The sequence below is a fragment of the Streptomyces flavidovirens DSM 40150 genome, assembly GCF_000429085.1.
GTDB lineage: Bacteria > Actinomycetota > Actinomycetes > Streptomycetales > Streptomycetaceae > Streptomyces > Streptomyces flavidovirens.
In genome coordinates, this window is record NZ_AUBE01000001.1 from 355,939 (window position 1) to 382,532 (window position 26,594).

A 26,594-nucleotide genomic window follows, 5' to 3' on the forward strand; every position below is an offset into this window, starting at 1 on the left:
GTGCTCTTCAGCCGCCGACATGGATGCCGGGGCGTCGGGTGGGGTCGGGTTCGTGACTGCGGATGATTTCGCGGGTGACCGGAGCGGTGTCACCGCGGCCGATCAGGAAGTAGCGGAACATGTGCACCAGGGGACTGCCTTCCGCCCAGGCGAAGTAGCAGTGCGGCTGAACACCGGTGGCGTCGCGCAGGGCGAGCAGGATCGCGGCGATGGCGTTCGGGGCTGCCGGCGCTTCGGCGCGCAGGATGCGGTAGCCGTCCACTTCGACGCCGCGGACGGTGAGGGTTTCGCTGAAGTCGGAGGGGTCGACGACGTCGATTTCGAGGAACAGCACGTCGGCGGGGGCGGGCACCGGGTTGGTGCCGCGCTGCTCGCGCTCCTTGGCGCTGTATTCAGCCTGGTCGCCGGCCTGCCGGCGGTTCGCGATGATGTTGATGGAGTTGTCGTGGGCGAGGCTGTCGGTGATGAACTGGCGGGCGGCCGGGTCGAAGACGAGACGGTCGGCGCGCAGTTCGGTGGTGCGCGACACCCTGGAGATCAGCGACACGGCGATGATGCCGGCGATGAACATGCCGGAGATGGTGATGCCGTCGGGCTTGTCGACGATGTTGTACAGCAGGGCGTAGAGCAGGATCACGGTGAGCAGCGCGAAGCCAGTGGCGGTCGCGCTTCGGCGGCGGCGTACAGAGGAGACGGTGACGGCGAAGGCGCCGGAGACCATCATGGCCAGGATGCCGGTGGCGTACGCGCCCGCCTGGGCGTCGACGTCGGCGTCGAACGCGATGGTGATGACGATGCACAGGGCGGTGTAGACGATGACGACGGGGCGTACCGCACGTCCCCATTCCGGGGCCATGCCGTAGTCGGGCAGGTACCTCGGCACGATGTTGACCAGGCCGGCCATCGCGGATGCGCCGGCGAACCACAGGATCAAGATGGTGCTGATGTCGTAGAAGGTGCCGAACGCCTCCCCGACGTGCTCATGAGCCAGCCAGGCGAGGGCGCGGCCGTTGGCCGTACCCCCCTCATCGAACTCCTTTTCGGGGATGAGGACGGTGGTGACGAAGCTGGCGGACAGCAGGTAGACGCTCATGATGAGCGCGGCGGTGGTCAGCAGCCTGCGGGTGTTGCGGATCCGCGAGCGCAGCCGCTGCTCCGCATCGGCGCCTTCGGCCGCCACGAGCGGCATCATGCTCACGCCCGTCTCGAAGCCGGACAGGCCGAGCACCAGCAGCGGAAACGCCAGCAGCGCCGGCCGCATGAGATCGCCCGGGCCGCCGCCCTCCTCGCCGAGCGCGTCCGTCCACGCCGACCACGCTCCCGGCGTGGTGAACACGTCCACCAGACCGACGGCGATGACCACCGCGTTGAGGACAAGGAAGACCGCGACCAGCGGGATGGCCACAATGACCGCTTCACTGAACCCGAGCAGGAACACCCCTCCGAGCACCAGCAGCAACGCCACCGTGAGGGCGACCTCGTGACCGTGCAGGGCCTCGGGGAAGAAGGGGTTCTCCACCACGTGCACGGAGGCATCCGCTGTGGACAGGGTGATCGTGATGATCCACGACGTGGCCACGAAACCGAGCAGAACCAGCACGAACAGCTTGCCCCGCCAAAACGGCAGCAGATCCTCCAGCATCGCCACCGACCCGGCCCCGTGCGGGCTCTCCTTGGCCACCCGCCGGTACATCGGCAACATGCCCAGCAGGGTCAGCGCCACGATCAGAAGCGTCGCCAGGGGCGAGACCGCCCCGGCGGCGAGTGCCGCGATCGCCGGTACGTAGGCCAGGCTGGAGAAGTAGTCGACGCCGGTCAGGCACATCACCTTCCACCAGGCGTGCGGCTCGGCATGCCCCTCCTTGGCCGCCGGCCCAACGGGCTGCACCTGGTGACGCAGCAACCACCGCGCCACGCCGCCGGTGGGCTGCGCCCGCAGAGCGGGACTGTCCACCACTTCCGGCAGGGCCGGTTCGTATCCGTCCTTCATATCCCCATCAGCCTTCCGACCTGCCCAGCGCACCGATCACAGCAGTCCCCGCACTCAGGGCACCGCACGATCACCGAGTATGCGACCTCTGGCCACCGCCGCCCCCCTCCGGGGGCGACACGCGGCCCATGCGGTTCAGTTCAAGTGGTGGGTGTCGTTGAGGGTGTGCACCGTGGCGGTGCCGTCCTCGTCGTACGTCATCGTCGACAGGGAGGCTGCTGCGACTTCCATGCGGAACAAGCTGTGTGGTGGGGCCTGGAGGGCGAGGCGGATCAGGGTTCTGAGTGGTCCGACGTGGGAGACGACCAGGACCGGGGTGCCGGCGTACTGGGCCAGGAGGCCGTCTCGTACGGCGGCGACCCGGCGGGTGACCTGTTGCATGGTCTCGCCTGCGCCCGAGGGAGGACTCTCGGGCGAGGCGAACCATGCGCTCAGTTCGTCCGGGTAGCGTTCGCGGACTTCGGTGAAGGTCAGGCCCTCCCAGGCGCCGAAGTCCGCTTCCCGCAGGTCCCGGTCGACCCGGACGCTCAGGCCAAGGCGCGCGGCCACGGCATGAGCGGTCTCCTGGCAGCGCCGCATCGGTGAAGTGACGACCGCCTCGATGTCGCCGCGGTGGGCGAGGGCGTCTGCTGCCGCCTGGGCTTGGCGGCGTCCCACCGGTGAGAGTCCCGGATTGGATCCTCCGCTGCCGGAGAGCCGCCGCCCAGGGGTGAGCAGGGTTTCGCCGTGCCGCAGCAGTACGAGCGTCGTCACGTCACTCACTTCGCGGTCTGCGCGAAGTGGTCCCGTACGGCGTCGGTCTGCTTCTCCATGACGTCGATGATGGCCTCGACCACGTTCAGGTCGGCGTCCTCGGCGATCTCCAGGATCCGGGACCACTCGAAGAAGCTGCGGGCCGGGTCGTTGGTGATGTGGCGTACGCGGATGGTGGCCTCGTAGCTCTGGACCCCGCTGGTGGGGGCGATGGCCCGGTAGGACTGGGTCTTGTTGATTTCGTCTCGGGCGGCGATCTCCTGCTGGACGAGGCCGCCGTTGAGCGTGAGCTTGAAGTCGTAGCGGGCCGGGACCGTATCGACCGAGCCGCCTTCCGTCCAGGTGACGTCGGTGTGGATGTCCAGGTCACCCGGGGACACGATCTCCAGGATCTGCATGGCGTCGCGGACGGTCGCCCACACGGTGTCCGGGTCGGCCTCCAGGATGGTGGAGTGGTACATGGTGTGCTTGCGCTGGATCGGCACGGGTGCTCCTTCTTCTAGGACTCGTTCTTGGCGACGAGGTGGTTTCCGAGGATCAGATAGTCGATCTCGGTGCCCATGAAGCAGTTCAGGGCGTCGGTGGGCGTGCAGACGATGGGTTCGCCGGCGACGTTGAACGAGGTGTTGATCAGGCAGGGAGTGCCGGTGAGTTCGGTGAACTTCCGCAGCAGCGCCGTAAGCCGTGGGGTTCCCTCGTCTGTCAGGGTCTGGATACGGGAGGTGCCGTCCACGTGTACGGCGCCGGGGATGCGGTCCTTGTATGCGTCGCGGACGGGGAAGACGAACGTCATGTACGGGGAACTGGTCTTACGCCCCATGTCGAAGATCTTCGGCGCCTGCTCTTCGAGGACAAGGGGAGCGAACGGGCGGAAGGGCTCGCGGTGCTTGACCCGGGTGTTGATGATGTCCTTGATGTCGCTGAAGCCGGGGTTGGCGAGGATGCTGCGATGCCCCAGCGCACGTGGCCCGTGCTCGATGCGGCCTTCGAACCAGCCGATGACGACCTTCTTCGTCAGCAGCTTCGCCACATGCTCGATGACCTCGTCATCGTCCAGGCGCGAGACGACGACGCGGCCGGTGAAACCCTCAAGGGCGTCCTCGATCGCGGCGTCGTCGTAGGCCGGGCCCAGATAGGGGGTGACGGGTGCGGCGGAGGCGGCGAGGATGTCCGCGGGGTCGGTGTCGGGGTGGTTGAGCCAGGCGTGGGCTGCGGCTCCGATGGTGATGCCGGTGTCAGAGGCGCCGAAGCTGACCTGCATGTCCTCGAAACGGGAGCCTTCGAACATCGGGGTGTTGTTCAGGCAGTTCAGGGCGACGCCGCCTTCGAACAACAGCCGGTCGAGATCCGTCCTCTTCTCCAGGTGGCGGACCTGGTGGGCGGTGGCGACGTTCAGCATCTGCTGCGCGGCGGCGGCGACGCGGGCCTTGTATTCGAGGGTGTCTTCGAAGGGTCCGAAGTACTCCTCGAACAGGGCGTCGTGACTGTGGAGGTTGTCGGTCTGAAGGGGCTTGGTGAAGGTGTAGCGGCCGTCGTCGTGCAGCGTCAGAAGCTGGTCGATGAACGGGTTGGGAGTCGGCGGGGCGGTGTATCCGGCCAGGCCCATCACCTTGTACTCGTCGTTGTTGGGGACGAAGCCGAGGAAGCGGGTGATGGCGGAGAACAGGGTGCCGATGGAGTACTGGGCGCCGGTCACGGTGTCGTCGAAGACCGTGATCCGGCCGTCGCGGATTTCGCCCGTCAAAGTCGAGAAGCGTTCGGCGCGGCCGTCGCTGACGAGGAACGCGGAGTCCTTCATGCCGGCGAGGTAGTAGCCGGTCGTGGCGTGGGCCAGGTGGTGCGGTACGAAGCGGACCTTGGCGGGGTCGGGGCGGTGTCCGGTGCGGGCTTCGAAGTCCGCGAGGATCGCTTCGTGGCTGACGACCTGGTCGAACAGGTCGGTCATGTCGCCCATGAGCCTGGTCTTCGCGTCCTGCGGTAGCGGCGAGGTGCGGATGCCGTCCAGGATCTCGTCCAGAACTTGGGTGGTCCAGTTCCAGGGGAAGGCGAACAGGTCGACGTCATCGAACGTGATCCCGGCTTCCTTGAGGCACCAGTCGATCGCGTTCGCGGGGAAGTCGGTGGTCTTCTTCTCCCGGTTGAGGCGTTCTTCCTCTACCGCGGCGACCAGGCGGCCGTCCCTCAGGAGTGCGGCGGCGGCGTCGTGGCCCAAGAGGTAATGCTTGTTGATGCCGGTCGCACCGAGGCGTTCGGAGAAGAACTCCGACACCCGGCTGAAACCATTACATCCCAGAACGATCACGGCATTCCTTCCTGTTATGGGGCTACTTGCCGATCAGCAGGTCGCGGAGCTTTTCCCCGGCCGCGGGTGCCTGGCACAGGCCCGCGCCGGTGAATCCGGCCGCGTACAGGAAGCGGCGGGTGGGGTGTTCGCCGATGAAGGCGGTGTTGTTGGGGCTGGCGTCGAAGTCGCCGGTCCACGCGCGATGCAGGCCGATGCCGTCCAGGGCGGGGAACAGGGTGCCGAGATGCCCGGCGATGCGGCCGAGCCAGGCTTCGCGTGCTTCGCCGGCCTTGGGTGCGCCCATGGCGAGGAGGATGCGGTCCTTCCATGAGCGGATCCGCAGGCCGGTGGCGGCGTGCATCGTCATGGGCATCTCGCGGTGCGGGGAGGGCGGGATGTCGGTGAACAGCATCTCGATCGCGTGGGGAGTCAACGGCAGGTCGACCGCTGCCATGGACGCCACCTCGCCGGACCAGGGCCCGGCCGTACACACAATGCTGTCCGCCTTGATGCTGCCCCGCGGGGTGTGGATGGTGTTGTCGTCGTCGATGCGTGTGACGGGTGTGTGGGTGAACAGGCGGCCGCCGTGATTGCGGGCGGCGGCGGCGTAACCGCGGACGATGTCGAGACCGTCCACGTGGTACGCCTCGGGGGACCAGGCGGCGGCCAGGACAGCGCGCTCGTTGATCAGCGGGTTGAGTGCGGACGCTTCGCGGGCACTGATCAGGCCGACTTGGACGCCGGCGGCCTGCTGGGCCTGACGGGTGGCCTCGAATTCGGCGATCTGCTGTTCGTCGGTGAACAGCACCATGAACCCGAGCCGCTTCAGGGCGAGGGGGGCTGCGGTGTGGCGGGCGAAGTCGTGATAGGCGTTCAGACTGCGTACGGCCATCTGCCCGGTGCGGGGGTCGCCGGGGAAGTAGGTGCGGACCATGCCCGCCGTGTGCGCGGATGCCCCGCCGCCGAGGCTTCCGCGTTCCAGCAGCACGGTGTTCACGCCGGCTTCGGCAAGGTGGTAGGCGGCGGAGGTTCCGATCACTCCCCCGCCGATGACGACGGCGTCAGCGCGGGCAGGCAGGGCGCTCAAGGTCTTCCTTCTCCTGTGGTGTGGGGTTCCAGGTCGCGGGGATGAGTGCCGGTGTCGTCATCTCCCCGGCGGACTCCGCTCCGGGCATGGTTACGCGCCTGCCGTGGCGCCCTGCTGGCGCAGGTGGTCGCCGGTCTCCCACGGGTAGAGCTGGAGGTTCCAGCCGCCGAGGCAGTTGATGTAAAGGGCCATCTGGCTGGTGACGGCGTAGAAGTCGTCACGGTCGAGGCGGTCGAGGAGGTCGAGGAAGCGCTGGGTGAACGCCCACAGCTTCTCCAGGCCGCAGTAGCCCAGGAACTCGGCGGGGACGCCGACCAGGAGGCGGGTCATGTGGACGAGGGAGGCCATGGGCATGTCCTGGACGGCGGCGCGGACAAGTCCGCCGTAGGCCGCGTAACCCAGGGGCCGTGTCTCGCCGTTGACGAACAGCAGGGTGGGAAGGACGGTGCCGAAGTTGCCTGCCCGGGAGGGGATGATGCCCTGGTGGAGGTCGTCCAGCTCGGCCGGGGGTGCGAGCCAGATCTTCTCCGTCTCGGCGAGGATGTCGGCGATCAGGTGGCTGGCGTCCGTGTTGGTGGCGTGGAGCATCGGGATGCGGTGGCCGCCCGGCTCGCCTGCGCGGCGCACTTCGGCGACGATCTGCTTCTTCGTGGAGTAGACGGCGTCCCAGATCGCGGCCCCGGCTTCCAGCAGGGCGGGCATGTCCGCCTCACGGATCTGGCCGACGGGGGCGGCGGGCATCGGCTCGGTCAGAGTGCCGTACTTGATGCCGAGGTGCTGCAAGCCGGAGCAGAACACGGTGCCGTTGGGGGCCTCGCGCCGGTCGGGGATACGGGTGTCGTGGGGGGTGTGCAGCAGAGTGGGTATCGGCGCTACGTGGTAAAGGTGTTCTCCCGCGATGAGGGCGTGTCCCTGGAGGCTCTGGTAGGGCAGGGACTCCCACAGGGCGTCGGCGAGTGCCGGGTTGCGGCCGTCAAGGTCGGCGGTGACCGTGATGCCGAGGTCGGGCCAGGAGATCTCGATCTGGCGGCCAGGCAGCTTCTCGGACAAGGCTTTCCCCGTTCGTTGGTTCGGCTTGTCCGAGGAGTACATCGCCAACCGGTTTGCTTCAGCCAGGCGTTGAAAACATGAAACCTGAGCAGCCTCAGACCGGTGGTTCGTGTGTTTCTACGAGAACCGCGAGCCAGTGGGTTGGTGTGCGGCGGCTTCCTGGTTCCCGCGAAATAAGGCGGCGCTCCGTGGAACGGCGCGTTGCGGGGCGCTCGTCGTGAACGTCGGCGATCCTTGTGCGGCCATGTGGATGCTGCTCTTGGCTGTCCTGGTTTTGGCGGCCGCGAACGCGCTCAACGACCTGCTCACGCCCGGTTGGTACGTGCCGGTCTGTGTAGTGGCGTCCGTGCTGCTTGTGTTGATCGCCCGGCGGTCCGGCCTCACCTGGGGGGATCTGGGGCTCGGCAGGGCCGAGGCCCGCCGCGGGCTGCGCTGGGGCCTGGTCCTGGTCGGAGCCGTTGTCGTGATCTATCTGGTGGGCCTGGCCCTACCGTTCACCCGGCAGGCATTCCAGGACGAGCGGGCCGCGGGCCTGTCTCCCGGAGAACTGGTGTACCGGGTGCTGGTCCGCGTACCGCTCGGCACGGTGCTGCTTGAGGAGATCGCATTTCGCGGCGTGCTGTGGGCCATGGTCTGGCGACGGTGGGGACCTGTCTGGGCGACCGTCGTTTCCTCGGTGCTCTTCGGGCTCTGGCACGTACAGCCGTCACGCGGGCTCACGCGGGCGAACGCGGCGGCCCAAGCGGTCTTCGGAGCCGGCCAGGTCGGCGTCGCCCTGTCCGTGACAGCGGCGGTCGCCGGCACCGCCCTCGCCGGTGTGCTCTTCTGCGAGCTCCGCCGCCGCTCCGGCAGCCTCATCCCACCCGTGGCACTGCACTGCGCTCTCAACAGTGCGGGCTACGCGCTCGCCTGGGCGGCGAGCCGCTGGTGGGCCAAGTGATCGCTACGGGCAGTTCTCTTCAAACTTCACCGCGGTGATCTCGACCGGCTGACCCTTCAGCTTCGTTCCCGGACCGGGCGTCTGACTGCATACCTTCCAGTTGCTCTCCATCAGCACCATGCGGCCTTCGGCAGCATCCGTCACCGTGACCGAGGTGCCCGAGTCGAGGGCCCCGCGGGCGGCCTTCACCGACTTCCCGGCGAGGTTCGGCATCTTGCTGCCCGCCGCTTCCAGAGGTTCCTCGTCCATGGCGGGGCAGGCCTCTTCGAGCTTCACCGCGCCGAAGTCCAGCTTGGTGTCCGTGGGAACCGTCTTGCCTGCCTTGATGTTCTGCGAGCAGACCTTCCAGTTACGGTCAAGGGCCTGCAACCGGTCCCGGCCCAGGCTGTCGTGCGACGACAGGCCGTAGAAGCCCTTGGCCTGAGCGGTGTCCTGCGCGGACTGCAGCCCCATGCCGACGAACTTCGGTACGGACGCTTCCTCGCCCGTGTCCTCAGCGGTGGGCTTCGCTTTCTCTTTCGGTTCAGTCGGCTTGTCGTCGGATGTGCCGGCCTGCTTGGGCTGAGCCGTGACCGTGACCGTCACGCTGGGCCCTGGTTTCGCATTGCTGGTGGATTCCGTACCACTGCCTTTACCACTGCTTCCGGCGCTGCCGATGACGACGCCGATGAAGAACAGGCCGACCGCCGACGGAATGACGACTCGCTTCCGCGCCCAACCGGGCCGTGCTCCTGGCGGTTTCGGTGGCTGTACTGGAGGCTGCCCCCACTGCGGCTGCGCTTGGGTGTTCCAACTCATGCGGTCTCCAGGGTGGTTCGTGGAGGCATGACCGTAGCGACCCGGTCGGGAGCTGAGTGAGGCAGATCCTCCGGAAGTGATGAACCTGTGACGTAAGCGTGAGGAAGGTGCACGCTCTCCGGGGGCGAGCGACAGCGGGTCGCCCTGGCCCGCGCCCTGCTCGCCCGGCCCTCCCTCCTGCTGCTCGACGAGCCGACGTCCCGCGGCCCACAGTGAACCGGGCGCGGACGCCACACATATCGCGCGGCGCCGAACGCAGACGTCACCCGGTGGGGGTCAGTCGCTCACGCCACCAGGCCACCGTCGCCTTGACCTGCTCGTCGACGGGGGTTGCTCGTAGCGCGAATTCGGCTTCGTAAGCGCTCGAATCGACTACGAACGGGCGGTCGAACTGGTAGCGGATCTCCTTCAGTTCGCGGATCAGCGGCGAGAAGACCGACACGACGCCCAGCACGGCCGGCGGCAGCCTGCGTACCGCGACGGGCCCCGTTCCCGACTGGGCGGCGAGGAGGTCGACCATCTGCCGGGTGGACAGCGGAGGCTCCGTCGGGACGTGCCAGGCCCGTCCCCAGGCGCGCTCCTCGCCCGCCACCTCGACCAGGGCCCCGGCCACGTCGGGGAGATAGCTCCAGCTGTGCGGGGCGTCCGGGTCCCCGAGTGTGGAGACCGGCTTGCCGCGCAGCAGTCGTGGCACGACCCGTGCGGCCAGGTGCCCGCCGTCGGTCACGCCGGGCCCGAAGAAGTCCGAGGCCCGCACCTCGACCGCCTTGATGCGGCCCTGATCGTGCAGTTTCCGCGCCTGCTGCCAAATGGCGCTGCGCACCCGCCTCTTGGGGCCGGTCGCCGCGAGGGGCAGCTCCTCGGTCATGGGGCCGTCCACCGGACCGTAACCGTAGAGGTTCCCCAGCAAGACCAGGACGGCCCCGGTCGCCTCGGCCGCCGCGCAGACCGACGAGGCCAGCGGCGGCCATTCGCTCAGCCAGCGGTGGTAGGGGGGTGCGGCGCAGCTGTAGATCGCGGCAGCGCCCTGCGCGGCCTCGATCAGTCGCTCGCTGTCCGTCGCGTCCAGCGCGACGTGCTCGATGCCGGGCTCCGGGCTTCGGCCCGACTTGGTGACGACCCGTACCTGATGGCCCTTTTCGGCCAGCAGCCGAGCAGTGGCCGCTCCGGCGGGCCCGAATCCTATGACGACATGAAGGCTCACGCTCGCACACTAGCGCGACGCGCCGACCGGTTCAGGAGGCGTGGCGGCGGCGGAACGGGGTAACCGGCAGGAAAATCTTCGCAGCAGCGTCACACGGACCGCGCACCACCTTCGGGGTGTGCGATTAGCGTTACGGCCGCTCGATCCCGCGTGCGAACTTGAACAGGTCGCCGGCCTCCCTGGCAACGCAGTCAGCACAGAAAGATCGCAGATGGACTACTGCTCCTCGTGCCGCCGACATCTCAATGGGGCCCTCATGTGCCCCGGATGCGGCGCATACGCTCCGGACATCGCCCCGCCCGCCCATCAGTACGTGGCCGAGACAGCGGAAGAAATACCCGCTTCGGGGGCCGGCGCGTCCGAAGACGCGATGGCGGACGCGTCGGGCAGTGGTACGTCCGCCGGCTACGAAGGCACCGCCCCCACCGGGCAGGGCCGGGCGGCCCGGCGTCGGCGGCTGGCCCGTTTGAAGAAGCACCGGCGCCGGATCGTGGCCGCGACAGCCGTCGCCCTCGTCGGTGGCGGCCTGACCATGGCCGCGCTGCCGGCGGGCAGGCCGTCCGCCGGCCACACCCACGCCGCCCCGCCGCCGGAGCCGTTGAAGGACGCCACCGGTGCAGCCGCCACCGGGGCGTCGTCGGAGCAGCCCGACACCCCGGTCGCGCGGGACGCCGGCACTCCCCCGGCCAGTACGACGGGACGGGAGCGGAACACCGGCGACGCCAGGCCGGACACCGCGGGCAGGGGCGCCGCCGGCACGGGCGCGGGCGCGGTCCGGTCCGCCGCGTCGCGGAGCGCCACGGAGCGCACCGCGTTCGAGTCGGCGCAGGAGACGGCACAGCGGTCGGCACAGCAGTCGGCACCTGAGCCGCCCAAGGACGCAACGGGCGTCGGCACCGCCCACGACCCGGCTCCGGCACCGCCGCCGGCCTCCGCCCCGGACCCGGCCCCGGAGACGGCCCCGCCCGCCTCCACCGAACGCCCCGGCCTCGTAGGCACGGTGGTGGACGGCCTGCTGTCGGACCCGTCGGCGGACGAGCCCGCGTCGTCGACGCACGTGTGCCTGATCGGTGTGTGCGTCGGGCAGTAGTGAGACGTCTGATTTCCCGCCGCGGCAGCAAGGAGGCCGAGTCCCCGTGACCACTGGCTACGAAGCCCGGCTGCACAGAATCGGCCGATGGTGGGGCGTCGAGATCCCGGCAGTCGCCATCCACACCCAGTGCCGCACCCTCGACGAGGCGGAAGGCATGGCGCGCGACGCCATCGCCGAAGCGCGCGGAATCCAACCGGCCACCGTCATCGTGGAGTTGGTGGTTCCGGAACTCGGGCCGCTTTTGAACTCCGTACGTGAGGCAAGAAGGCCCGGCGCTGGGCCCGACGCCGGACAGCAGGCGCTCGCCGTCGCTTGCCGCACACTGGTCGAGGACCTGCGCGTCAGCCAGAGTGACGCCGGCCGACTGCTCGGCCTGCCGCATCAAGAGGTGTCCCGGCTCTCCACACCCCGCGGCTCCGCCGACCCCCGCCCGTGGCGTGGCCCGCAGCCCATCCCGAGCGCACCCACCCCGAGCGCACCCGCACCGGTTCTCCCCGTGGACCCGCCCGTCAGCCCCACGACGCGCCCGACACCGCCCCGGCAGGCGTCGCCCAGTCGCCCGGCCTGGGCGATCGCCGAGGACGGCGCCTGAGACCCGGCACCGCCCCCACGTACAGCCCTTAGAGCCCTTACAGCCCTTACAGCGCGTCCACAGCGCTGACCTTCCAGCCCTGCGGGGTTCGTACGAGCGTCATCCGTACCCGGTTGAGGTCGAGGCGGGGGCCGGAGACCTGGGTGCTGGTGGTGACCTGGTTCATGAAGACCAGGACGACCGCCTTGTCCGGCGAGGCCGACACCACCGCGGCCGCCGGGGTGTCACCGCCCGCGGGCTTCGCGACCGTCGCCTTCACCACGCCCCGGTATTTCGCGGCGGTCGGCGCGACCACGGACTTGGTTGTCTTGCTGTACTGGTCGAGAAACGGCTTGGTGAGGTGGCCGCGGGCCGCGGCGAAGTCGCGGTCCAGGTGGCGGTAGTCGTACGACAGGATGACCGGCGCCGCCTTGCGTGCCGTGGCGAGCGCGGCCGTGCGCGCCTGGGCTGTGCGCTCGGCCTCCCGGTGCTGCCAGGTGAGTGTGGCGGTGGCGGCCAGGCCCAGCAGGCACAGCAGGGCGAGGACGGCGAGTACCGCCCCGCGCCGGCCGCGACGGGTGCGGCCCGGCGCGGTGGCGGTCACGCGCGAAGGCTCGGTGGCGGTGGCGGTGGCGGTGGCGGTCGCGCGGGACGGCTCGGCGGCGTTCCCGCGCTTCGGCTCCTTGGTGAACGTACGCGCCGGATTCGGCTTCCGGTCCGGGTCGCCGGGCCGGTGCGTCCTCTCGACGCGTTTGGCCGCCGCGCGGGCGGCCGCTGCCACGGAGCGCTGCCGGGGGGCGCCGGTGCCGCCGCGGCCTCGGACGGTCGGGTTCGCCACGGTGTCTCTCCTCGGTGGGTGGTGCGGGGATGCTGCGGGATTGCGTTCAGCCGACGAATTCGACGTTGGACGTCAGCCACCGTCCGCCCTCGTGGACGAGGTCGAGCTGAAGGCGGTAGTTGCGGGACGTTCCCTTGGGTGCGGAGACGTTGGTGACCTTGCTGTCGGCCACCACCAGGACGCGGGCGGTACGTTCGTCCGCCCGCGCGATGCCCGCGTCGAGGATCTGGCCTTCGGAGACGGACTTGTTGTCGGCGACGATCTTCGTAAGCTGTTCGGTCTGCGCCGAGAACTGCTTTTCGAAGTCCCCGGTCGCCCCCTTCAGAACGTTCTTGCTGTCCCGGCCGTAGTGCCGGTAGTCGAGCGAGGTGAAGTTGAGCGCCGACTGGCGGGCGGCGGCCAGGATGTCCTGGTGACGCTGCTCCGTCGTATGACGCTCGTACACCCGCGTGCCCAGCCAGCCGGTGGAGGCCACCAGTACGGCGGCCACGGCGGCGAGTACCACCACTGCTCTCGGGTGGCGCGCCCACAGGGCGATGCGGGCCGTGAGTGCGCGGGTCATGCCATGGGTCCGACCAGCAGCCATTGCCAGGACTCCTTTCCGAAGACGCTCTGTGCCCCGCCCGTCGAGCCGATCTGGACGGGCTTGTCGTACGTGGCTCCCGCGCGCGGGGCGTTCTGGGCGCCGCGCACCGACGTGTCGCCGCCGCGCGGGGCCGTGCAGCGGGCCTTGGTGTTCGCCGGGCGCTCCGCGGTGTCGGCGGGGTCGCGGTGCTGGGTGTCGTAGCCCTGGCGGCAGGGCGGCGGGTCGTCGGCGTTGACGACCATGCCGAAGTGGGTGGTGCCGTCGCCGGGAAGCACGGTGTAGCTGCCCGAGACGACGACGGGGAAGGTGACCAGCGCCTGTTCCACGCCCGGCAGCCGGGCGACGGTGATCTGACCGCCGCTGATCAGGTTCCCGAGGAGGACCGGAAGGTGGGTCCGGTTGTCCTTCAGGAGGGTGTTCACCTGCTGGGAGGCGGAGGTGCCGTTGACCATCAGGTCGCGGATGTCCCCGTCGCTCGCCTTCAACTGCGCGGTGAGCGCCGCCAGATCGCGGGAGAAGGACTTGATCGACGAGCCCTGGTCGGCCTGCGTCTTCAGGACCTTCCGGGAGTCTTCGATCAGCGCGATGGTCTGCGGGAGCGAGTCCGACGCCGACTCCATCAGGGCGTTGCCGGAGTCCACCAGCCGGCTCAGGTGCGGGCCGGTGCCGGCGAACGCCTTCCCCAGTTCGTCGACGGTGATCCGCAGGTCTTCCTTGTTCACCGAATTGACCAGCCGGTCCAGGCTGAGAATCATCTCGGTGGCGGGTACCGGCGCGCGGGTGTTCCGGCGCGGGATCGTGCTGCCGTCCCGCAGGCCGGGGCCGGCCGCGGACCGCGGCTGCAGATCCACGTACTGCTCGCCGACGGCCGAGCGGTTCGCCACCACGGCCAGGCTGTCCGCCGGGATCCTCGGGGAGTCCTCCAGGAGCAGCGCCACCGAGACACCGTCGGCCCCGGACAGCCGCAGGTCACCGACGCGGCCCACGGGCACGCCCCGGTAGGTGACCTCGGCGCCGGAGTAGATGCCTCCGGAGTCTGCGAAGTCGGCTCGTACGGTGTAGCCGCGGCCCAGGGCGCGGTCGACCAGTCCGGTGTACTCGACGCCGACGTAGGACACGCCGAGGGCGGTGATGACGGCGAAGGCGAGCAGTTGCAGCCTGACCATACGGGTGATCACGGCATCATCCCCTTCATCAGCAGCTCCGCGAGGGACATGTCGACACCGCGCGGAGGGCTCCACCCGGCGGACGACCCGCTGTCGCTGTACGACGCGTGGGTGCCGGTGCACAGCGGCAGGCACCCCAGGTCGCCGCCTCCCGTGCCCGGTGGGTCGGAAGGAGCCGGAGGGACTGGCGGAACCGGAGGAGCCGAAGGTGAGTCCGGCAGGTCCGGCAGGTCCGGTGCCTCGGGAAGTCCGGGGAGCTCGGGCACGCCGGGAAGCTCGGGGAGGTCCGGGGCGGGCACGTCGGGAAGCTCGGGCGTGCCCGGCTTCCCCGGCTTCTGCGGATCGTCGGCCAGATTGCCGTAGATGCTTTCCAGGTCGAGATCGGCGGTGACCTTGAGGTTGACGTAGTCCCCCTTGATCGCGTCCACGACATTGCGGGGGAACGGGTACGTCGTCAGCAGCTCCAGGGCGTTGGGGAGGTCCGCGCCCGCCTTGTTCAGTTGCTGGAGGATCGGCTGGAGCCGGCGCAGGTTGGCGATGAGGTCCGCCCGCGACGCCTTGATCACCTGGGTGCCCGTCTTGCCGAGTTCCGACAGCGAGGTGAGCATCTTCGTCAGCTTGGTCCGCTGGTCGGCCAGTACCTTCAGCGCGGGCGGCATGGTGGTGATGGCCCGGCCGATCGTCCTCTTCTCCTTGGCGAGCGTCTTCGACAGCTTGTCGACGCCCTCCAGCGCGCGGACGATCTCCTTCTTCTGCTTGTCGAGGCCGCCGATGAAGATGTCCAGCTCCGTGAGCAGGGACTTGACCCGGTCCTCGCGGCCCTCCAGAGCCTTGTTCAGCTCCACCGTGATGGTCTTGAGCTGAGCGACCCCGCCACCGTTGAGGAGTGCCGACAGGGCCGACAGCACCTCCTCGATCTCGGGGTTGCGGCCGCTGCGAGACAGCGGGATCTTTGAGCCGTCGGTGAGCCTGCCCACCGGCTCGGTGTCCGTCGGCGCGGACAGCGCGACGTACTTCTCACCGAGCATGCTGGTCTGCCGCAGGCCCGCGATCGCGTTGCCGGGGAGCTTGACCGAGTCGGACACGCGCAGCCGTACCCGGGCGTGCCAGCCGTCGAGTTCCACCTTCTCGACGGCGCCCACGGTGACGTTGTTGACCTTCACCGTGGACTGCGGGACGAGATCGAGTACGTCCCGGAACTCGACCGTCACGTGGTAGCTGTCGCCGTCCGCGGCGGCGCCGCCGGGCAGCGGGACGTCGTACAGCCCGTTGAATTCGCAGCCGGTGAGGAGCAGTGAACCGGCGGCGGCCCACAGGGCCGCCTTCTGCGGAGCTCGCTTGGCTCTCATGTACGGGCCTCCAGGATTCCGCCGAGCGTCTTGTCCGTCGAGCCCGTCGAGCCGGCCGATGCCGTCAAGCCCGTCGGCACCGCTCCGGTGACCGCGTCGGCCACCGGCAGCTCGGGCAGCGAGTCGAACAGCTTTTCCAGGTCACGGCAGTCGGCCGTGTCACCCGTCGTCTTCAGCAGGGAGCACAGCAAGGCGGCCGGGTCCTGCGGATGTTCGGCGTTGTTGCGGGTGTCGAGCGTGCCGGATTCGGGGTTGTAGGCGTTCTGCAGGTTGGACAGACCGGCAGGGGCTACGTCGAGCAGCTCCTGCAGGGCCGCCCGCTGGGTGACCAGCACTTTCGTCACCTTGCTGAGGCCCTTCACATTGGCGGTCAGCACCTTCTTGTTCTTCTTCACGAAGTCGGTCACATCGGCGAGCGCCGCCGCCAGTTGCCTGATCGCCTCGGCGAGGTCCTTGCGTTCCCCGGCCAGTTGGTCGGCCACCTTGGCCAGGTTGTTGTTGAACGACCGGACGCTCGCATCGTCCTGTGCCAGCACAGCCGTGAACTCCTGAAGGTTCTCCACCGTCCCGAACAGGTCCTGCCGGCCGTCGGACAGCGTGGTGACGGCCTGCGAAAGGTCCTCCACCGTCCGGTGCAGCTTCCCGCCCTGGCCCTGGAGGTTGTCCGCGCCGACCGCCAGCAGCCGGGACAGCGAACCGTCCTTGTTGGCGCCCTTGGGCCCGAGCGCGTCGCCCGTCGTACGGAGGCTGTCGAATACGCGGTCCAGCTCGACCGGCACGGCCGTCCGGCGCTCGGGGATCACGGCGCCGTTCCGCAGCACCGGGCCGCTCCGGTGGACGGGGAGCAACTGGAGGTAACGGTCGCTGACCACCGAGGAGTTGATGATCGCCGCCTTGGCGTCCGCCGGGACCTTGTACTCGGCGGCGTACTCCAGCTCGACCCGGACCCGCTTCCCCTGCGGCGTGATCTCCTTGACCTCGCCGATCCGCACGCCGAGTACGCGCACGTCGGACCCCGGATAGATGCCGACCGTACGCGGGAAGTACGCCGTAACCCGGACCGTCGGGGACTGCGACAGGTGCACGAAGGCCAGGACGGCGCAGACCACGAGCACGGTGGCGAGCGCGAGGCGGCGCAGCAGCCGCCGGTCGATTCTCATCGTGAGCCTCCGGTCCTCGGGACCACGGGGGTGGGGGCCACCAGGTTCTGGATGTAGCTGTCGAACCAGCGGCCGTTGCCCAGGGTGTTGGTGAAGACCCGCGTGAAGGGGGCGAGGAGCTCGACGCTGCGGTCGAGGCTGGCCTGGTTGCGTTCGAGCATCCGCACCACTGTGTTCAGACGGGTGAGTGCGGGGCCGATCGCCGCCCGGTTGTCCTCGACCAGGCCGGACAGCTGAACGCCCAGCGCGATGGAACTCTGCAGCAGTGCGTGGATGACCTGGCGCCGCTTGTGGATCTCCTCGAACAACTTGTCGCCGTCCTTCACCAGTTTGCTGAACTCGCCCTTGCGGTCGGCGAGTACACCGGTGACACCGTTGGCGTGGTCGAGGAGTTCGCGCAGCGACCGGTCGCGCGAGGCCACGGTCCTGGAGATCTTCGACAGCCCCTCGATGGAGGCCCTGACCTCTTCGGGGGCGTCCTCGAAGGTGGCCGACAGGGTGTCCAGGGCGGTGGCGAGCTGCTTCTTGTCGATCTGCTCGCTCGTGGTGGTGAGGTCGCTGAACGCCTCCACGACGTCGTACGCCGCGACCGTGCGGCTCAGCGGGATCTCGCTGCCCGGCTCCAGTTGCCCGCCGCCTTCCGGCTCCAGCGCGAGGTACTTCGCACCCAGGATCGTCTTGATGCGGATGGACGCACCCGTCCTCGTCCCGAACTCCGGGTCTCCCTTGACCCGGAAATCGACCTTGACGTGGCCGTCGTCCAGCCCCACGTCGTCGACCTTGCCGACCTTGACACCGGCGATCCGTACCTCGTCGCCGGGCTTGAGCCCGCCGGCCTCGGAGAACGCCGCGCTGTACTTCTCGCCGCTGCCGATCAGCGGCAGGTCCTGGACGTTGAACGCGGCGGCGATCAGCAGCGAGATCGTGGTGAGGCCTACGGCGCCGATCACCACGGGATTGCGTTCACGGAAGGGAATCAACGGCCGCACCTCGCTCGCGCGACATGGAGTTCGGGTGTGATGACCTCCGCGGTCTTCGGCAGCACGATCCGGCCGTCGAAGTCGCACAGGTAGAAGTTGAACCAGGAGCCGTACGAGGCGGTGCCGGTGAGCTTGTTGAGCTTGCGGGGCAGCCGTTGCAGGACGCCTTCCACGGTCTTCTCGTGGTCGTTCAGCGTTCCGGTGAGCTCGCCGAGCTCCGCGATGTCGGTTTTCAGCGGCGGGCGGGCGTCCTTGAGGAGACCCGAGGTGGCCTCGGCGAGGCCGTTGATGCCCGCCAGCGACTCCCCGATGGGTTTGCGGTCGGCCGAAAGCCCCGAGATGAGCCGTTGCAGTTGCGCGATCAGCTCGGAGAACCGGGTACTTCGCTTGTCCACGGTCTTCAGGACCGTGTTGAGGTTGTCGATCACTGAACCGATCAGCTTGTCCCGTTCCGCGAGCGTCGTGGTGAGCGAGGCGGTGTGCGTGAGCAGGCTGCGGACCGTGCCGCCCTCGCCCTGGAGGGTCTTGACGATCTCGGTGGCGAGCTGGTTCACGTCCTTGGGGCTCAGCGCGGCGAACAGCGGCTTGAACCCGTTCAGCAGGGCGTTGAGGTCGAGCGCGGGCTCGGTACGGGAGAGCGGGATGCGCCCGCCGGGCGCCAGCCGCGTCCCGTCCCCCGCGCCCTCCGTCAGCGCGATGTACCGCTGCCCGATGAGGCTGCGGTAGCGGATGACGGCACGGGTGCTGGTGAGCAGCGGCCGGTCGCTGGAGACGCTGAAGGTGACCTCGGCCAGCGTCCGGTCCTTGATGTCGATGCTTTCGACCTGGCCGACGCGTACGCCCGCGACCCGGATGTCGTCGCCCTCCTCCAGGCTGGTGACATCGCTGAACACGGCGGAGTACGCCTCCTTGGGCGTGAAGGAAAAGTTGACGATGGTGGCCGCGAGCAACGCGGTCGCCACCACCGTCACCACCGCGAAAAGGCCGAGCTTGACGAGCTGCGGGGCCGTTGTCCTGGCGTTCGTACGGCTCATACGACGCTCACCGCCGTTCCCCGTGCCATCGGACCGAAGAGCAGCGTCGTGACCGCCGGCACCTCGTCGGCGGGCACACCCATGGCCGGGGCCACGAGCGAGGCGACGGCGTGCTGTTCGGCCGCCGTACCGGACACGGGGGGCACGGCTCCGCCGGATTTGGGTGACGCCGACGTGCCGTCGTTGAGTTTCGTCGGCGGTGCGGGGACGTGCGGGTGGGGCAGACCTCTGCAGTTGGGGCCGGAGCGGTCGGCATAGCGCGGTTCCTCGCCGGGTCGGTAGGGGGGACGTTGGGGGACGAATTCGAGGGTGATGCGCATCTTCCCGCCGCTGAACGCCCGCTCGGACTCCGCTTCCTGCCGCACCAGCCCGGCCAGCAGGCACGGGTACTGCGGTGAGTAGCGGGCGAACAGGGCCAGCGTGGGACGGGAGACACGGCCCAGCGTGATGATCCGGGCGGAGTTCTCGTCGAGTACGGCTTCCGTGGTGTCCGCGGCGGTGGCGGTCCACGTGAGGACCGACGCGAGCCGGTCCTCCTGCTCGACGAGGGTCCGGCTGGTGGTGAGGGTGTTCTCCAGGACCCGCAGCAGGTCGGGGGCCGCCTCGCCGTACACCTCGGCCACATCGGCGAACCGCGAGATGTCCTCCTGCAGGGAGGGCATGTGCGGGTTGAGCCGGCGCAGGTACGCCTCCAGGCGTACGAGGTTGTCGCCGATCTTGTCGCCGCGCCCTTCGAGGGCGGTGGCGAAAGCCGACAGGGTGGCGTTCAGCTCGGCGGGCTGCACGGTGCGCAGCAGCGGCAGCAGGTCGTTCATGAGCTGCTGGAGCTCGATGCCGACTTCGGTGCGGTCCTGGGTGATGACGTCACCGGCGCGGATGTGCCGCGTGGCGGCGTTACGGGAGCCCGCGGGCGGGGCCACCAGGTCGACGTACTTCTCACCGAACAGGGTCTTGGGCAGCAGCCGCGCATGGACGTCGGCCGGGATGAGCCGGACGTGCTCCGGTTTCAGCGCGATGCCGAGGGTCGCCTTCTCGCCGTCGGCCCGCACCTCGCGGACCTCGCCGACCAGCAGGCCGCGCAGCTTGACGTCGGCGCGGGGCTCCAGTTGGTTGCCGAGCGTGTCCGCCTCCAGGGTGATGCGGACGACGGAGGTGAACACCTGCTGGTAGATGGCGACGGTCAGGGACAGCAGCAGGGCGATGACCGTGAGGAAGACGATCCCGTACAGCCGCAGTCGTGTGCTTTTGCGCATCGGCCGCCCTACCCCGCTATCCGTACGGTCGTGTTGGCGCCCCAGATGGCCAGGCTGAGGAAGAAGTCGAGCACGTTGATGGCGACGATGGAGGTACGTACGCCACGGCCGACCGCGACACCGACACCGGCCGGGCCGCCGCTCGCGTAATAGCCGTAGTAGCAGTGCACCAGGATGATCACGACGGCGAAGACGATCACCTTGCCGAAGGACCACAGCACGTCGACCGGTGGCAGGTACTGCTGGAAGTAGTGGTCGTACGTACCGGCCGACTGCCCGTAGTAGCCGGTGGTGATGGTGCGGGCGGCGAAGTAGGAGGAGAGGAGTCCGACGACGTACAGCGGGATGACGGCCACGAAGCCGGCGATCATGCGGGTCGTCACCAGGAACGGGAGGGAGGGGACGCCCATCACCTCCAGCGCGTCGGTCTCCTCGCTGATGCGCATCGCGCCGAGCTGGGCGGTGAACCCGGCGCCGACCGTCGCCGACAGCGCGAGCCCGGCGACGAGGGGGGCGATCTCGCGGGTGTTGAAGTACGCGGAGAGGAAGGCCACGAAGTTCGACGTGCCGAGCTGGTTGAGCGCGGCGTACCCCTGGAGGCCGACTTCGGTGCCGGTGAAGAAGGACAGGAACGCGATGACGCCGACCGTGCCGCCGACGACCGCCAGCGCGCCGCGTCCGAAGCTGACTTCGGCCAGCAGGCGCAGTACTTCCTTCTTGTAGCGGCGCAGGGTGCGGCCGGTCCAGGCGAGGGAACGCCCGTAGAAGACCATCTGCGTGCCCAGCTCCTCCAGGGAGCGCAGCGGGCGGTCGAGAAGTCGCACAACTAACCTCTCTGCGGGACGATTTGGAAGTACACGGCCGTCATCACGAAGTTCGTCACGAACAGCAACATGAACGTGATGACCACGGACTGGTTGACCGCGTCACCGACGCCCTTCGGCCCGCCCTTGGCGTTCAGCCCCTTGTACGAGGCGACGATCGCGGCGATGGCGCCGAATACCAGGGCTTTGAGCTCGGCCGCCCACAGGTCGGAGAGCTGGGCGAGGGTGGTGAAGGAGGCCAGGTAGGCGCCGGGGGTGCCGTTCTGCATGACCACGTTGAAGAAGTAGCCGCCGGCCACTCCGACGACGGAGACCAGGCCGTTGAGGAGTACGGCCACGAGCATCGTGGCCAGCACGCGGGGGACGACGAGCCGGTGGATCGGGTCGATGCCGAGGACCTGCATGGCGTCGATCTCCTCGCGGATCTTGCGCGCACCGAGGTCCGCGCAGATCGCGGTGCCGCCGGCTCCGGCGATGAGCAGCGCCGTGACGATCGGGGACGCCTCGCGCAGGACCGCCAGTACGGAGGCGGCGCCGGAGAACGACTGGGCGCCGAGCTGCCGGGTCAGGCTGCCGATCTGGAGCGCGATGACGGCGCCGAAGGGGATGGAGACCAGGGCCGTGGGGAGGATCGTGACGCTGGCGATGAACCAGGCCTGCTGGATGAACTCCCGCAACTGGAAGGGGCGTCGGGGGAGGGTGCGGATGACATCCAGGGCCATGGCGAAGAGGCTGCCGGAGTGTTTCAGGGCGCCGGTGGGGGACAGGCTCATGCGTCCGTCACCTCCTTCTGCTGCTGCGTCTGCTGCGTCTGCTGCTTCTGCTCCTGTTCCTGCTTCTGCTGCTGCTGCTCCTGTTCCTGCTTCTGCTGCTGCTTCGGCTCGTGGAGCTCCGCCTCGCGCTCGGCGATCGCCTGCCAGCGGGGCGGGCGGGTGACTCCGGGGCTGGGGAGCAGGCGGGGGGTCATGGGCGTCGCGGACGCTTCCCCGTCCCCGGAGTTCCCGTCGGTGCCGAGCTCGGCGAGCTCCTGCTCGACCTGGGCGGCGTCCTTCTCCTCCGCCATGCCGATCGGGCCCTGCATACGGCCGTTGAGGAACTGCCGTACTACCGGCTCGTCGCTGGTGAGCAGCTTGTCGCGCGGGCCGAACATCACCAGCTCGCGCCGGAAGAGCAGCCCGATGTTGTCCGGGACCAGGCGGGCCGAGGCGATGTCGTGGGTGACGATCAGGAAGGTCGCGTCGATCTGCGCGTTCAGGTCGACGATCAGCTGGTTGAGGTAGGCCACGCGCACCGGGTCGAGCCCCGAGTCGGGCTCGTCGAACAGGATGATCTCCGGGTCGAGCACCAGCGCGCGTGCCAGTCCAGCCCGTTTGCGCATACCGCCGGAGATCTCGCCGGGCAGCTTGTCCTCGGCGCCGATCAGACCGACCATGTCCATCTTTTCGAGGACGATCCGTCTGACCTCACTCTCCGGCTTGCGGGTGTGCTCGCGCAGCGGGAAGGCGATGTTGTCGTACAGACTCATCGAACCGAACAGCGCGCCGTCCTGGAACAGCACACCGAAGAGCTTGCGTACCTCGTAGAGATCACGCTCGCGGAGCTTGGTGATGTCCTGCCCGGCGATCGTGATCGATCCCCGCTCCGGCTTGAGCAGTCCCACGAGCGTCTTGAGAAACACCGACTTTCCCGTGCCCGAGGGGCCGAGCATGACGGATACCTCGCCGGCCGGCAGTGTCAGGGACACGTCCTGCCAGATGACCTGGTTGCCGAAGGATTTGGTCAATCCCTCCACACAGATCTCGACACCCATCCGGTTCACCCTTCAGCGGGGAGCAGCTCTGACATCTGCTCTACGGGGAGGGGCGGCGGGTCCGTCGCCAAGAAAGTGAAGATTTTTTACGTGGCTGAAATCAGCGGGGGTGCCCGGGGGTGCGGTTGCGGTGGCTTCGGCGTCGGTGCCGCGCCGGAGCGTCTCCTCGGGCGTCGAACGTTCGGGTATCGCGTTGTTTCATTCGCGGTGGTTGCGTTCAACGCCCTGCGGGGAGCGCCCCGACACGTCCCCGACTGGCACCGTGACGTGCGGGGCGGTCATGGTGGGCGGGGCCGGGAGCGTCGGCTTCGGGACCGCAGGGGCGGGTACGGGCGGCAGCGTCGGCTCGGGCACGGAGGGTACGGAGGCCACGGGCAGGGCGGGTACGGAAGGGGCGGGTACGGGTGGGAGCGCCGGGGTGGGCACGGCAGGGGTGGGCACGGGCGGGAGCTCCGGCGCGACCTTCGGCAGCCGCAGCTCCGGCAGCACCGCCGGGAGCGGGAGGTCGGTGGGTGACGCCGTACCGCTGCGGGGGGACGGGTCGGCGTCGGGCCTCGCGGGGGAAGGCGGGGAGGGGCGCGTGGTGGTGGACGAGGCCGACGGTATTGCGAAGCCGGCCGTTTCTGAGCCCTGTCCGGGCTCGGAGGTGGCGTGCCGGCCGGGCCCCGGCTGCCCCGGCTCGTACGCGAAAGGAATGACCAGCCCCACCACGGCCAGCGTCGCCGCCGCGGACGCCGCTGCCAGGGCGGGCGCATGCCCTCCCGCCTGGTCCCGGCCGCGCCCGAGGAGCCACAGACCCAGCGCCAGCGTCCCCGCCAGCGAGTTGCGCAGCGTACGGCGGGCCCTGGCCAGCAGCGACTCGACCGCCTCGTAGCTCAGGTCCATCTCACGGGCGATCTGTGCGACGTCCCGGTCCTCCGACTTCAGCCGGAGTGCCTCCGCCTGCCGGGCGGGCAGCTCCCGGCTCCGGTACGCCAGCCACCTGGCCTCCGCCCGGTCGCACACCGCCTCCTCGACGGGGACCGGGCCGGGGGCGGTGAGCTTCGGGGTGCCGCACACCTGGGCCTCGCGGTTGACCTGCCGGTAGCGGTCGACGCACAGGCGCATGGTGACCGTCGTCAGCCATGCGCCCATCCGCGCGTCGTCGAGGTGCGCGTTCTGGGCGCCGCGCAGCATCGCCTCCTGAACGGCGTCCTCGGCGTCCTCGGCGCTCATGGACCTGCGGCGCGCCACCTTGAGCAACTGCTCGCGGTGGCTCCACATGCGCTGCCACCGCAGGTGGGCCGATTCGTCACCCGGTCCGGCCAGGTGCGCAGGGTGCCTGTCCGTCGCCATGAAGCCTCCTCGCGCTCACGCCTCGCGGGGACGTTACCGCCCGGTATCCGGAGTTGTGGAGAGGTGGCGCGGGAGTGAGTCCTAACCGTTGCCGGTGAGCGTCCCGCCGACGGGCAGCACCTCGTCGCCCGGCAGCTCCGCGCCGGTGTCCGGCGCGGGGCCCTCGGTGCCGACCAGGGGCGGCCGCGGCTTCACGCCGCCGACCGGCCCGTCCGGCGACGGCGACGGCTTCGGCGACGGCTTGGGTGCGGGTGCGGGTGCGGGTGACGTCCTCGGGGGCGACGACGGCCTCGGCGGCGAAGAGGCCGGCCGGGAGGGTGTCGCGCCGGTACGCGGCGTCCGGTCGGCGGGTTCGGTCCGTGCCGGGCCGGGGGAGGCCGGCTTCGTACCGGAGGCCTTGGCGTCCGTACCGGATCCCGTGCCGCTCGCGTCCGGCACGACCCGGTGGCCGTCCCTGAAATAGGCGTACCAGGACAGGACGACACCCAGGTACTCCCGCGACGGGTTGTAGGCGAGGACCGCCCGGTCCAGGTCGCCCGTCCGGGAGAGCACGCGTCCGCCCGCGCACAGGTAGCGGCCCGCCGAGAGCGCCGCGTCGTAGATGTTGTGGGGATCGGACCTCCCGTCTCCATTGCCGTCGGCGCCCCATCCGGCCCAGGTCGACGGTATGAACTGCATCGGGCCGACAGCGTGGTCGAAGGCGGTGTCGCCGTCGTACGCGCCGTTGTCGGAGTCCGCGATCAGGGCGAAGCCCCGGCCGTTAAGCTGCGGGCCGATGATGGGCCGGTACGTCGTCCCTTCCGCGTCCACCCTGCCGCCCCGCGCCTGCCCGGACTCCACCTGGCCGATCGCGGCGAGCAGCTCCCAGCGCAGACCGCAGCGCGGGGTGCTCCCCGCGAGCGCCGTCTCCGCCTTCCGGTACGCGCCGAACACCGTGGCGGGCACCCCCGCGCCGGGTGCCGCGACGGCGGCGCCGGGCGGGGACGGCTGCGCGGCCGGACCCGACATGTAGCGCACGCCCAAGGGGGGCAGCTCACGGAAGTAGTGCGCATCGCCCGAACCGCTCTGACCCGGTGACGTGGTGGCGGCCTCCTCGGGGGTCGATTCCCCCGCCACCAGACCCGGTGCCTGCGAACCGGTCAGCGCCGCCATGGCAGCCGCCGCGACCGCCGTGCCCGTAACGCCCCTGCGCATCCGTCCCGAGAACCGTCCAGCAAGCCATCGCGCCATGCGTCAGACCCCTCCCCTTATCCCGTCGCCGCGCCCAGGTGCGCGGGCCCTGTCACCTGTCTCTACGGCGGGAGGGGGCCGGTCCGTCGGACGAACTCGTCCAGCGGAGGCGGCAGCCGTGCCACGCGCCTACCGTGGTCCGAGAGAGCGCTCAACGACTCGAAACGGCGCTCCGGAGGAGGCCACGATGGGCGAGCACTTCGTCTGGGTGACGACGCGCCGCGTCAAGCCGGGCACCTTGGAGGACTTCGAGAGGGCATGGCGTCCGACCGCGCATCCGGACGGCATGCGGCAGGCTTTCGCGTACTGGTCGGAGGACGGGCAAGAGGTGACCGGGGTCTCGTTCTGGGACTCCAAGCAGGCGTGCGATTCCTGGCGGGCGTCCGACGCGGAGCAGGAGCGGCGTGAGGCAATGGCTCCGTACGTCGTCGAGGAGCGGGAAGGTTACTTCCGCGGCCGCGAGCTCGTGATTCCGTCGGGCGGTTCCTCCTGATCATCCGCGATCCGCCTCTCATGCGCGCAGTCGCAGACGCTGGCCGGGGTAGATCCGGTCGGGGCCCTCGTCGAGCTTGTCCTTGTTCATTTCGTACAGAGCCTTGGTGCCGCCGGGGACGTCGGCGCGTTCCGCGATGACGGAGAGGCAGTCGCCCGGTTGTACGACGTAGGTCGGTGAGCCGATGGCTTCGTGGGAAGTCCGCGACGGCGCGGCGACAACTGCCGGGGTCTGTGCGGCCCGGCGCTGCTGGATGTCGGGCTGAGCCTGGGGCTGGGTCCGGGGCTGGGCCAGGGGCTGGGATTGCGGCTGCGATTGCGGCTTCGGCTGGATGGCGGTTGCTCCGGAACCGCTGTGTCCGGAAGCCGTCCCCGTACTACTGGAGCCGGCCGTACTCAGGCGCCCGCAGTTGGGCCATGCGGAGAGGCCGCGGTCCTGGGCGACGCGTGTGGCGACGGCGATCTGCTCGGACCGGGTGGCGAGGTCGGCGCGCGGGGCGTAGCGGTGGCCGCCGTAGGCCCGCCAGGTGGAGGGGGCGAACTGGAGCCCGCCGTAGTAGCCGTTGCCCGTGTTGATGTTCCAGCGGCCGTTGCTCTCGCAGGCGGCGATCCTCTCCCAGTCGGTCTGCGCCGGCACCGACCGCGGCGCGGTGCTCGCGGTGCTCTGGCCCGCGAGGCCCAGGGCGCTCAGGAGGACCAGCAGCAAGGACAGGATCGTTTGGACGGACCGCTTGGCAAGGGGTGAAGGCGACATCCGGGTTCTCCTC

The 26,594-nt window shown here is 69.5% G+C and carries 26 protein-coding genes and 1 pseudogene; 5 read left to right on the forward strand and 22 right to left on the reverse strand.

Annotation, left to right across the window (positions count from 1 at the left end; translation table 11 throughout):
- Nucleotides 1-7: 7 nt before the first annotated feature.
- The 6 genes from G412_RS0101650 to G412_RS37065 all read right to left on the reverse strand — a co-directional run bounded on the left by G412_RS0101650 (nucleotide 8) and on the right by G412_RS37065 (nucleotide 7,164).
- Nucleotides 8-1,990 carry an APC family permease gene (locus tag G412_RS0101650; RefSeq protein ID WP_028810538.1) on the reverse strand — a complete coding sequence of 661 codons (1,983 nt, stop codon included), beginning with the start codon at nucleotides 1,988-1,990 and terminating at the stop codon, nucleotides 8-10.
- Nucleotides 1,991-2,125: 135 nt separating this feature from the next.
- Complete coding sequence (locus tag G412_RS32890; protein WP_051338045.1) at nucleotides 2,126-2,743, reverse strand: histidine phosphatase family protein; 618 nt, start codon at nucleotides 2,741-2,743, stop codon at nucleotides 2,126-2,128.
- 5 nt (nucleotides 2,744-2,748) lie between these two features.
- The gene (locus G412_RS40685) at nucleotides 2,749-3,228 is read right to left on the reverse strand and encodes an SRPBCC family protein (protein ID WP_028810539.1); all 480 of its coding nucleotides are present in this window, start codon (nucleotides 3,226-3,228) and stop codon (nucleotides 2,749-2,751) included.
- Nucleotides 3,229-3,242: 14 nt separating this feature from the next.
- Nucleotides 3,243-5,045, reverse strand: coding sequence for a carbamoyltransferase family protein (locus G412_RS0101665; RefSeq protein WP_028810540.1), 1,803 nt, complete (start codon nucleotides 5,043-5,045; stop codon nucleotides 3,243-3,245).
- Between the two features lie 22 nt (nucleotides 5,046-5,067).
- Nucleotides 5,068-6,114 carry an NAD(P)/FAD-dependent oxidoreductase gene (locus G412_RS32895; RefSeq protein ID WP_037647475.1) on the reverse strand — a complete coding sequence of 349 codons (1,047 nt, stop codon included), beginning with the start codon at nucleotides 6,112-6,114 and terminating at the stop codon, nucleotides 5,068-5,070.
- Nucleotides 6,115-6,204: 90 nt separating this feature from the next.
- Complete coding sequence (locus G412_RS37065) at nucleotides 6,205-7,164, reverse strand: cucumopine synthase-related protein (protein WP_051338046.1); 960 nt, start codon at nucleotides 7,162-7,164, stop codon at nucleotides 6,205-6,207.
- Between the two features lie 250 nt (nucleotides 7,165-7,414).
- Between G412_RS37065 and G412_RS32905 the strand changes: the two genes are divergently transcribed.
- Nucleotides 7,415-8,104 carry a CPBP family intramembrane glutamic endopeptidase gene (locus G412_RS32905; RefSeq protein WP_244282819.1) on the forward strand — a complete coding sequence of 230 codons (690 nt, stop codon included), beginning with the start codon at nucleotides 7,415-7,417 and terminating at the stop codon, nucleotides 8,102-8,104.
- Between the two features lie 3 nt (nucleotides 8,105-8,107).
- Here G412_RS32905 and G412_RS0101685 read toward each other — a convergent pair whose 3' ends face one another.
- Nucleotides 8,108-8,902 (reverse strand): PASTA domain-containing protein, encoded by a 795-nt coding sequence (locus G412_RS0101685; RefSeq protein ID WP_028810541.1) that lies wholly within the window; start codon nucleotides 8,900-8,902, stop codon nucleotides 8,108-8,110.
- 114 nt (nucleotides 8,903-9,016) lie between these two features.
- On the opposite strand from G412_RS0101685, the pseudogene G412_RS37605 reads away from it, so the two are divergent.
- A pseudogene (locus G412_RS37605) lies at nucleotides 9,017-9,103 on the forward strand (ATP-binding cassette domain-containing protein); the annotation flags it as partial.
- A gap of 61 nt (nucleotides 9,104-9,164) precedes the next feature.
- Here G412_RS37605 and G412_RS0101690 read toward each other — a convergent pair.
- Nucleotides 9,165-10,106, reverse strand: coding sequence for an NAD-dependent epimerase/dehydratase family protein (locus tag G412_RS0101690; protein ID WP_028810542.1), 942 nt, complete (start codon nucleotides 10,104-10,106; stop codon nucleotides 9,165-9,167).
- Between the two features lie 211 nt (nucleotides 10,107-10,317).
- Between G412_RS0101690 and G412_RS37070 the strand changes: the two genes are divergently transcribed.
- Together G412_RS37070 and G412_RS0101700 are read left to right on the forward strand one after the other, a co-directional pair.
- The gene (locus G412_RS37070; RefSeq protein ID WP_425274428.1) at nucleotides 10,318-11,196 is read left to right on the forward strand and encodes an SCO2400 family protein; all 879 of its coding nucleotides are present in this window, start codon (nucleotides 10,318-10,320) and stop codon (nucleotides 11,194-11,196) included.
- Between the two features lie 46 nt (nucleotides 11,197-11,242).
- Complete coding sequence (locus tag G412_RS0101700; protein WP_028810544.1) at nucleotides 11,243-11,791, forward strand: type II toxin-antitoxin system HicB family antitoxin; 549 nt, start codon at nucleotides 11,243-11,245, stop codon at nucleotides 11,789-11,791.
- A gap of 46 nt (nucleotides 11,792-11,837) precedes the next feature.
- Here the strand turns inward: G412_RS0101700 and G412_RS0101705 are convergent, their stop codons facing one another.
- The 13 genes from G412_RS0101705 to G412_RS32925 all read right to left on the reverse strand — a co-directional run bounded on the left by G412_RS0101705 (nucleotide 11,838) and on the right by G412_RS32925 (nucleotide 25,335).
- Nucleotides 11,838-12,608 (reverse strand): hypothetical protein, encoded by a 771-nt coding sequence (locus G412_RS0101705; RefSeq protein WP_028810545.1) that lies wholly within the window; start codon nucleotides 12,606-12,608, stop codon nucleotides 11,838-11,840.
- A 46-nt stretch (nucleotides 12,609-12,654) separates the two neighbouring features.
- Nucleotides 12,655-13,194: a hypothetical protein gene (locus G412_RS0101710; protein WP_244282820.1), complete on the reverse strand. Its 540-nt coding sequence runs from the start codon at nucleotides 13,192-13,194 to the stop codon at nucleotides 12,655-12,657.
- Nucleotides 13,167-14,372 (reverse strand): MCE family protein, encoded by a 1,206-nt coding sequence (locus G412_RS0101715; RefSeq protein WP_028810547.1) that lies wholly within the window; start codon nucleotides 14,370-14,372, stop codon nucleotides 13,167-13,169. Before G412_RS0101715 ends, G412_RS0101710 begins: the two co-directional genes overlap by 28 nt.
- Entirely contained in the window at nucleotides 14,369-15,709 is a 1,341-nt protein-coding gene (locus G412_RS0101720; protein ID WP_028810548.1) for an MCE family protein, read from the reverse strand. The genes G412_RS0101715 and G412_RS0101720 overlap by 4 nt, the downstream gene beginning before the upstream one ends.
- The gene (locus G412_RS0101725; protein ID WP_037647279.1) at nucleotides 15,706-16,869 is read right to left on the reverse strand and encodes an MCE family protein; all 1,164 of its coding nucleotides are present in this window, start codon (nucleotides 16,867-16,869) and stop codon (nucleotides 15,706-15,708) included. The genes G412_RS0101720 and G412_RS0101725 overlap by 4 nt, the downstream gene beginning before the upstream one ends.
- Nucleotides 16,866-17,849, reverse strand: coding sequence for an MCE family protein (locus tag G412_RS0101730; RefSeq protein WP_028810550.1), 984 nt, complete (start codon nucleotides 17,847-17,849; stop codon nucleotides 16,866-16,868). The genes G412_RS0101725 and G412_RS0101730 overlap by 4 nt, the downstream gene beginning before the upstream one ends.
- Entirely contained in the window at nucleotides 17,846-18,883 is a 1,038-nt protein-coding gene (locus G412_RS0101735) for an MCE family protein (RefSeq protein WP_028810551.1), read from the reverse strand. Before G412_RS0101735 ends, G412_RS0101730 begins: the two co-directional genes overlap by 4 nt.
- Nucleotides 18,880-20,136: an MCE family protein gene (locus G412_RS0101740; RefSeq protein ID WP_028810552.1), complete on the reverse strand. Its 1,257-nt coding sequence runs from the start codon at nucleotides 20,134-20,136 to the stop codon at nucleotides 18,880-18,882. Before G412_RS0101740 ends, G412_RS0101735 begins: the two co-directional genes overlap by 4 nt.
- Before the next feature lie 8 nt (nucleotides 20,137-20,144).
- A complete protein-coding gene (locus tag G412_RS0101745; RefSeq protein WP_106963995.1) occupies nucleotides 20,145-20,909 on the reverse strand; it encodes an ABC transporter permease in 765 nt (254 codons plus the stop codon).
- 53 nt (nucleotides 20,910-20,962) lie between these two features.
- Nucleotides 20,963-21,733: an MlaE family ABC transporter permease gene (locus tag G412_RS0101750; protein WP_028810554.1), complete on the reverse strand. Its 771-nt coding sequence runs from the start codon at nucleotides 21,731-21,733 to the stop codon at nucleotides 20,963-20,965.
- A complete protein-coding gene (locus G412_RS32915) occupies nucleotides 21,730-22,770 on the reverse strand; it encodes an ABC transporter ATP-binding protein (RefSeq protein ID WP_051338049.1) in 1,041 nt (346 codons plus the stop codon). Before G412_RS32915 ends, G412_RS0101750 begins: the two co-directional genes overlap by 4 nt.
- A gap of 198 nt (nucleotides 22,771-22,968) precedes the next feature.
- Complete coding sequence (locus G412_RS32920) at nucleotides 22,969-24,105, reverse strand: RNA polymerase sigma factor (RefSeq protein WP_051338050.1); 1,137 nt, start codon at nucleotides 24,103-24,105, stop codon at nucleotides 22,969-22,971.
- An 81-nt stretch (nucleotides 24,106-24,186) separates the two neighbouring features.
- Complete coding sequence (locus G412_RS32925; protein WP_106963987.1) at nucleotides 24,187-25,335, reverse strand: lytic transglycosylase domain-containing protein; 1,149 nt, start codon at nucleotides 25,333-25,335, stop codon at nucleotides 24,187-24,189.
- 187 nt (nucleotides 25,336-25,522) lie between these two features.
- On the opposite strand from G412_RS32925, the gene G412_RS0101770 reads away from it, so the two are divergent.
- Nucleotides 25,523-25,828 carry a putative quinol monooxygenase gene (locus G412_RS0101770; RefSeq protein ID WP_028810555.1) on the forward strand — a complete coding sequence of 102 codons (306 nt, stop codon included), beginning with the start codon at nucleotides 25,523-25,525 and terminating at the stop codon, nucleotides 25,826-25,828.
- An 18-nt stretch (nucleotides 25,829-25,846) separates the two neighbouring features.
- Here the strand turns inward: G412_RS0101770 and G412_RS0101775 are convergent, their stop codons facing one another.
- On the reverse strand, nucleotides 25,847-26,581 hold the full coding sequence (locus tag G412_RS0101775; protein ID WP_028810556.1) for a transglycosylase family protein: 735 nt from the start codon (nucleotides 26,579-26,581) through the stop codon (nucleotides 25,847-25,849).
- Nucleotides 26,582-26,594 lie beyond the last annotated feature (13 nt).

Coding starts and splice junctions, on each gene's coding strand:
- G412_RS32915 (WP_051338049.1), bottom strand. CDS start 22,770: ATGGGTGTCGAGATCTGTGTGGAGGGATTGACCAAATCCTTCGGCAAC.
- G412_RS0101735 (WP_028810551.1), bottom strand. CDS start 18,883: ATGAGCCGTACGAACGCCAGGACAACGGCCCCGCAGCTCGTCAAGCTC.
- G412_RS0101685 (WP_028810541.1), bottom strand. CDS start 8,902: ATGAGTTGGAACACCCAAGCGCAGCCGCAGTGGGGGCAGCCTCCAGTA.
- G412_RS0101770 (WP_028810555.1), top strand. CDS start 25,523: ATGGGCGAGCACTTCGTCTGGGTGACGACGCGCCGCGTCAAGCCGGGC.
- G412_RS0101650 (WP_028810538.1), bottom strand. CDS start 1,990: ATGAAGGACGGATACGAACCGGCCCTGCCGGAAGTGGTGGACAGTCCC.
- G412_RS0101745 (WP_106963995.1), bottom strand. CDS start 20,909: ATGGTCTTCTACGGGCGTTCCCTCGCCTGGACCGGCCGCACCCTGCGC.
- G412_RS32905 (WP_244282819.1), top strand. CDS start 7,415: ATGCTGCTCTTGGCTGTCCTGGTTTTGGCGGCCGCGAACGCGCTCAAC.
- G412_RS0101720 (WP_028810548.1), bottom strand. CDS start 15,709: ATGAGAGCCAAGCGAGCTCCGCAGAAGGCGGCCCTGTGGGCCGCCGCC.
- G412_RS0101725 (WP_037647279.1), bottom strand. CDS start 16,869: ATGAGAATCGACCGGCGGCTGCTGCGCCGCCTCGCGCTCGCCACCGTG.
- G412_RS37070 (WP_425274428.1), top strand. CDS start 10,318: ATGGACTACTGCTCCTCGTGCCGCCGACATCTCAATGGGGCCCTCATG.
- G412_RS0101775 (WP_028810556.1), bottom strand. CDS start 26,581: ATGTCGCCTTCACCCCTTGCCAAGCGGTCCGTCCAAACGATCCTGTCC.
- G412_RS0101750 (WP_028810554.1), bottom strand. CDS start 21,733: ATGAGCCTGTCCCCCACCGGCGCCCTGAAACACTCCGGCAGCCTCTTC.
- G412_RS0101740 (WP_028810552.1), bottom strand. CDS start 20,136: ATGCGCAAAAGCACACGACTGCGGCTGTACGGGATCGTCTTCCTCACG.
- G412_RS0101710 (WP_244282820.1), bottom strand. CDS start 13,194: ATGGCTGCTGGTCGGACCCATGGCATGACCCGCGCACTCACGGCCCGC.
- G412_RS32920 (WP_051338050.1), bottom strand. CDS start 24,105: ATGGCGACGGACAGGCACCCTGCGCACCTGGCCGGACCGGGTGACGAA.
- G412_RS32925 (WP_106963987.1), bottom strand. CDS start 25,335: ATGGCGCGATGGCTTGCTGGACGGTTCTCGGGACGGATGCGCAGGGGC.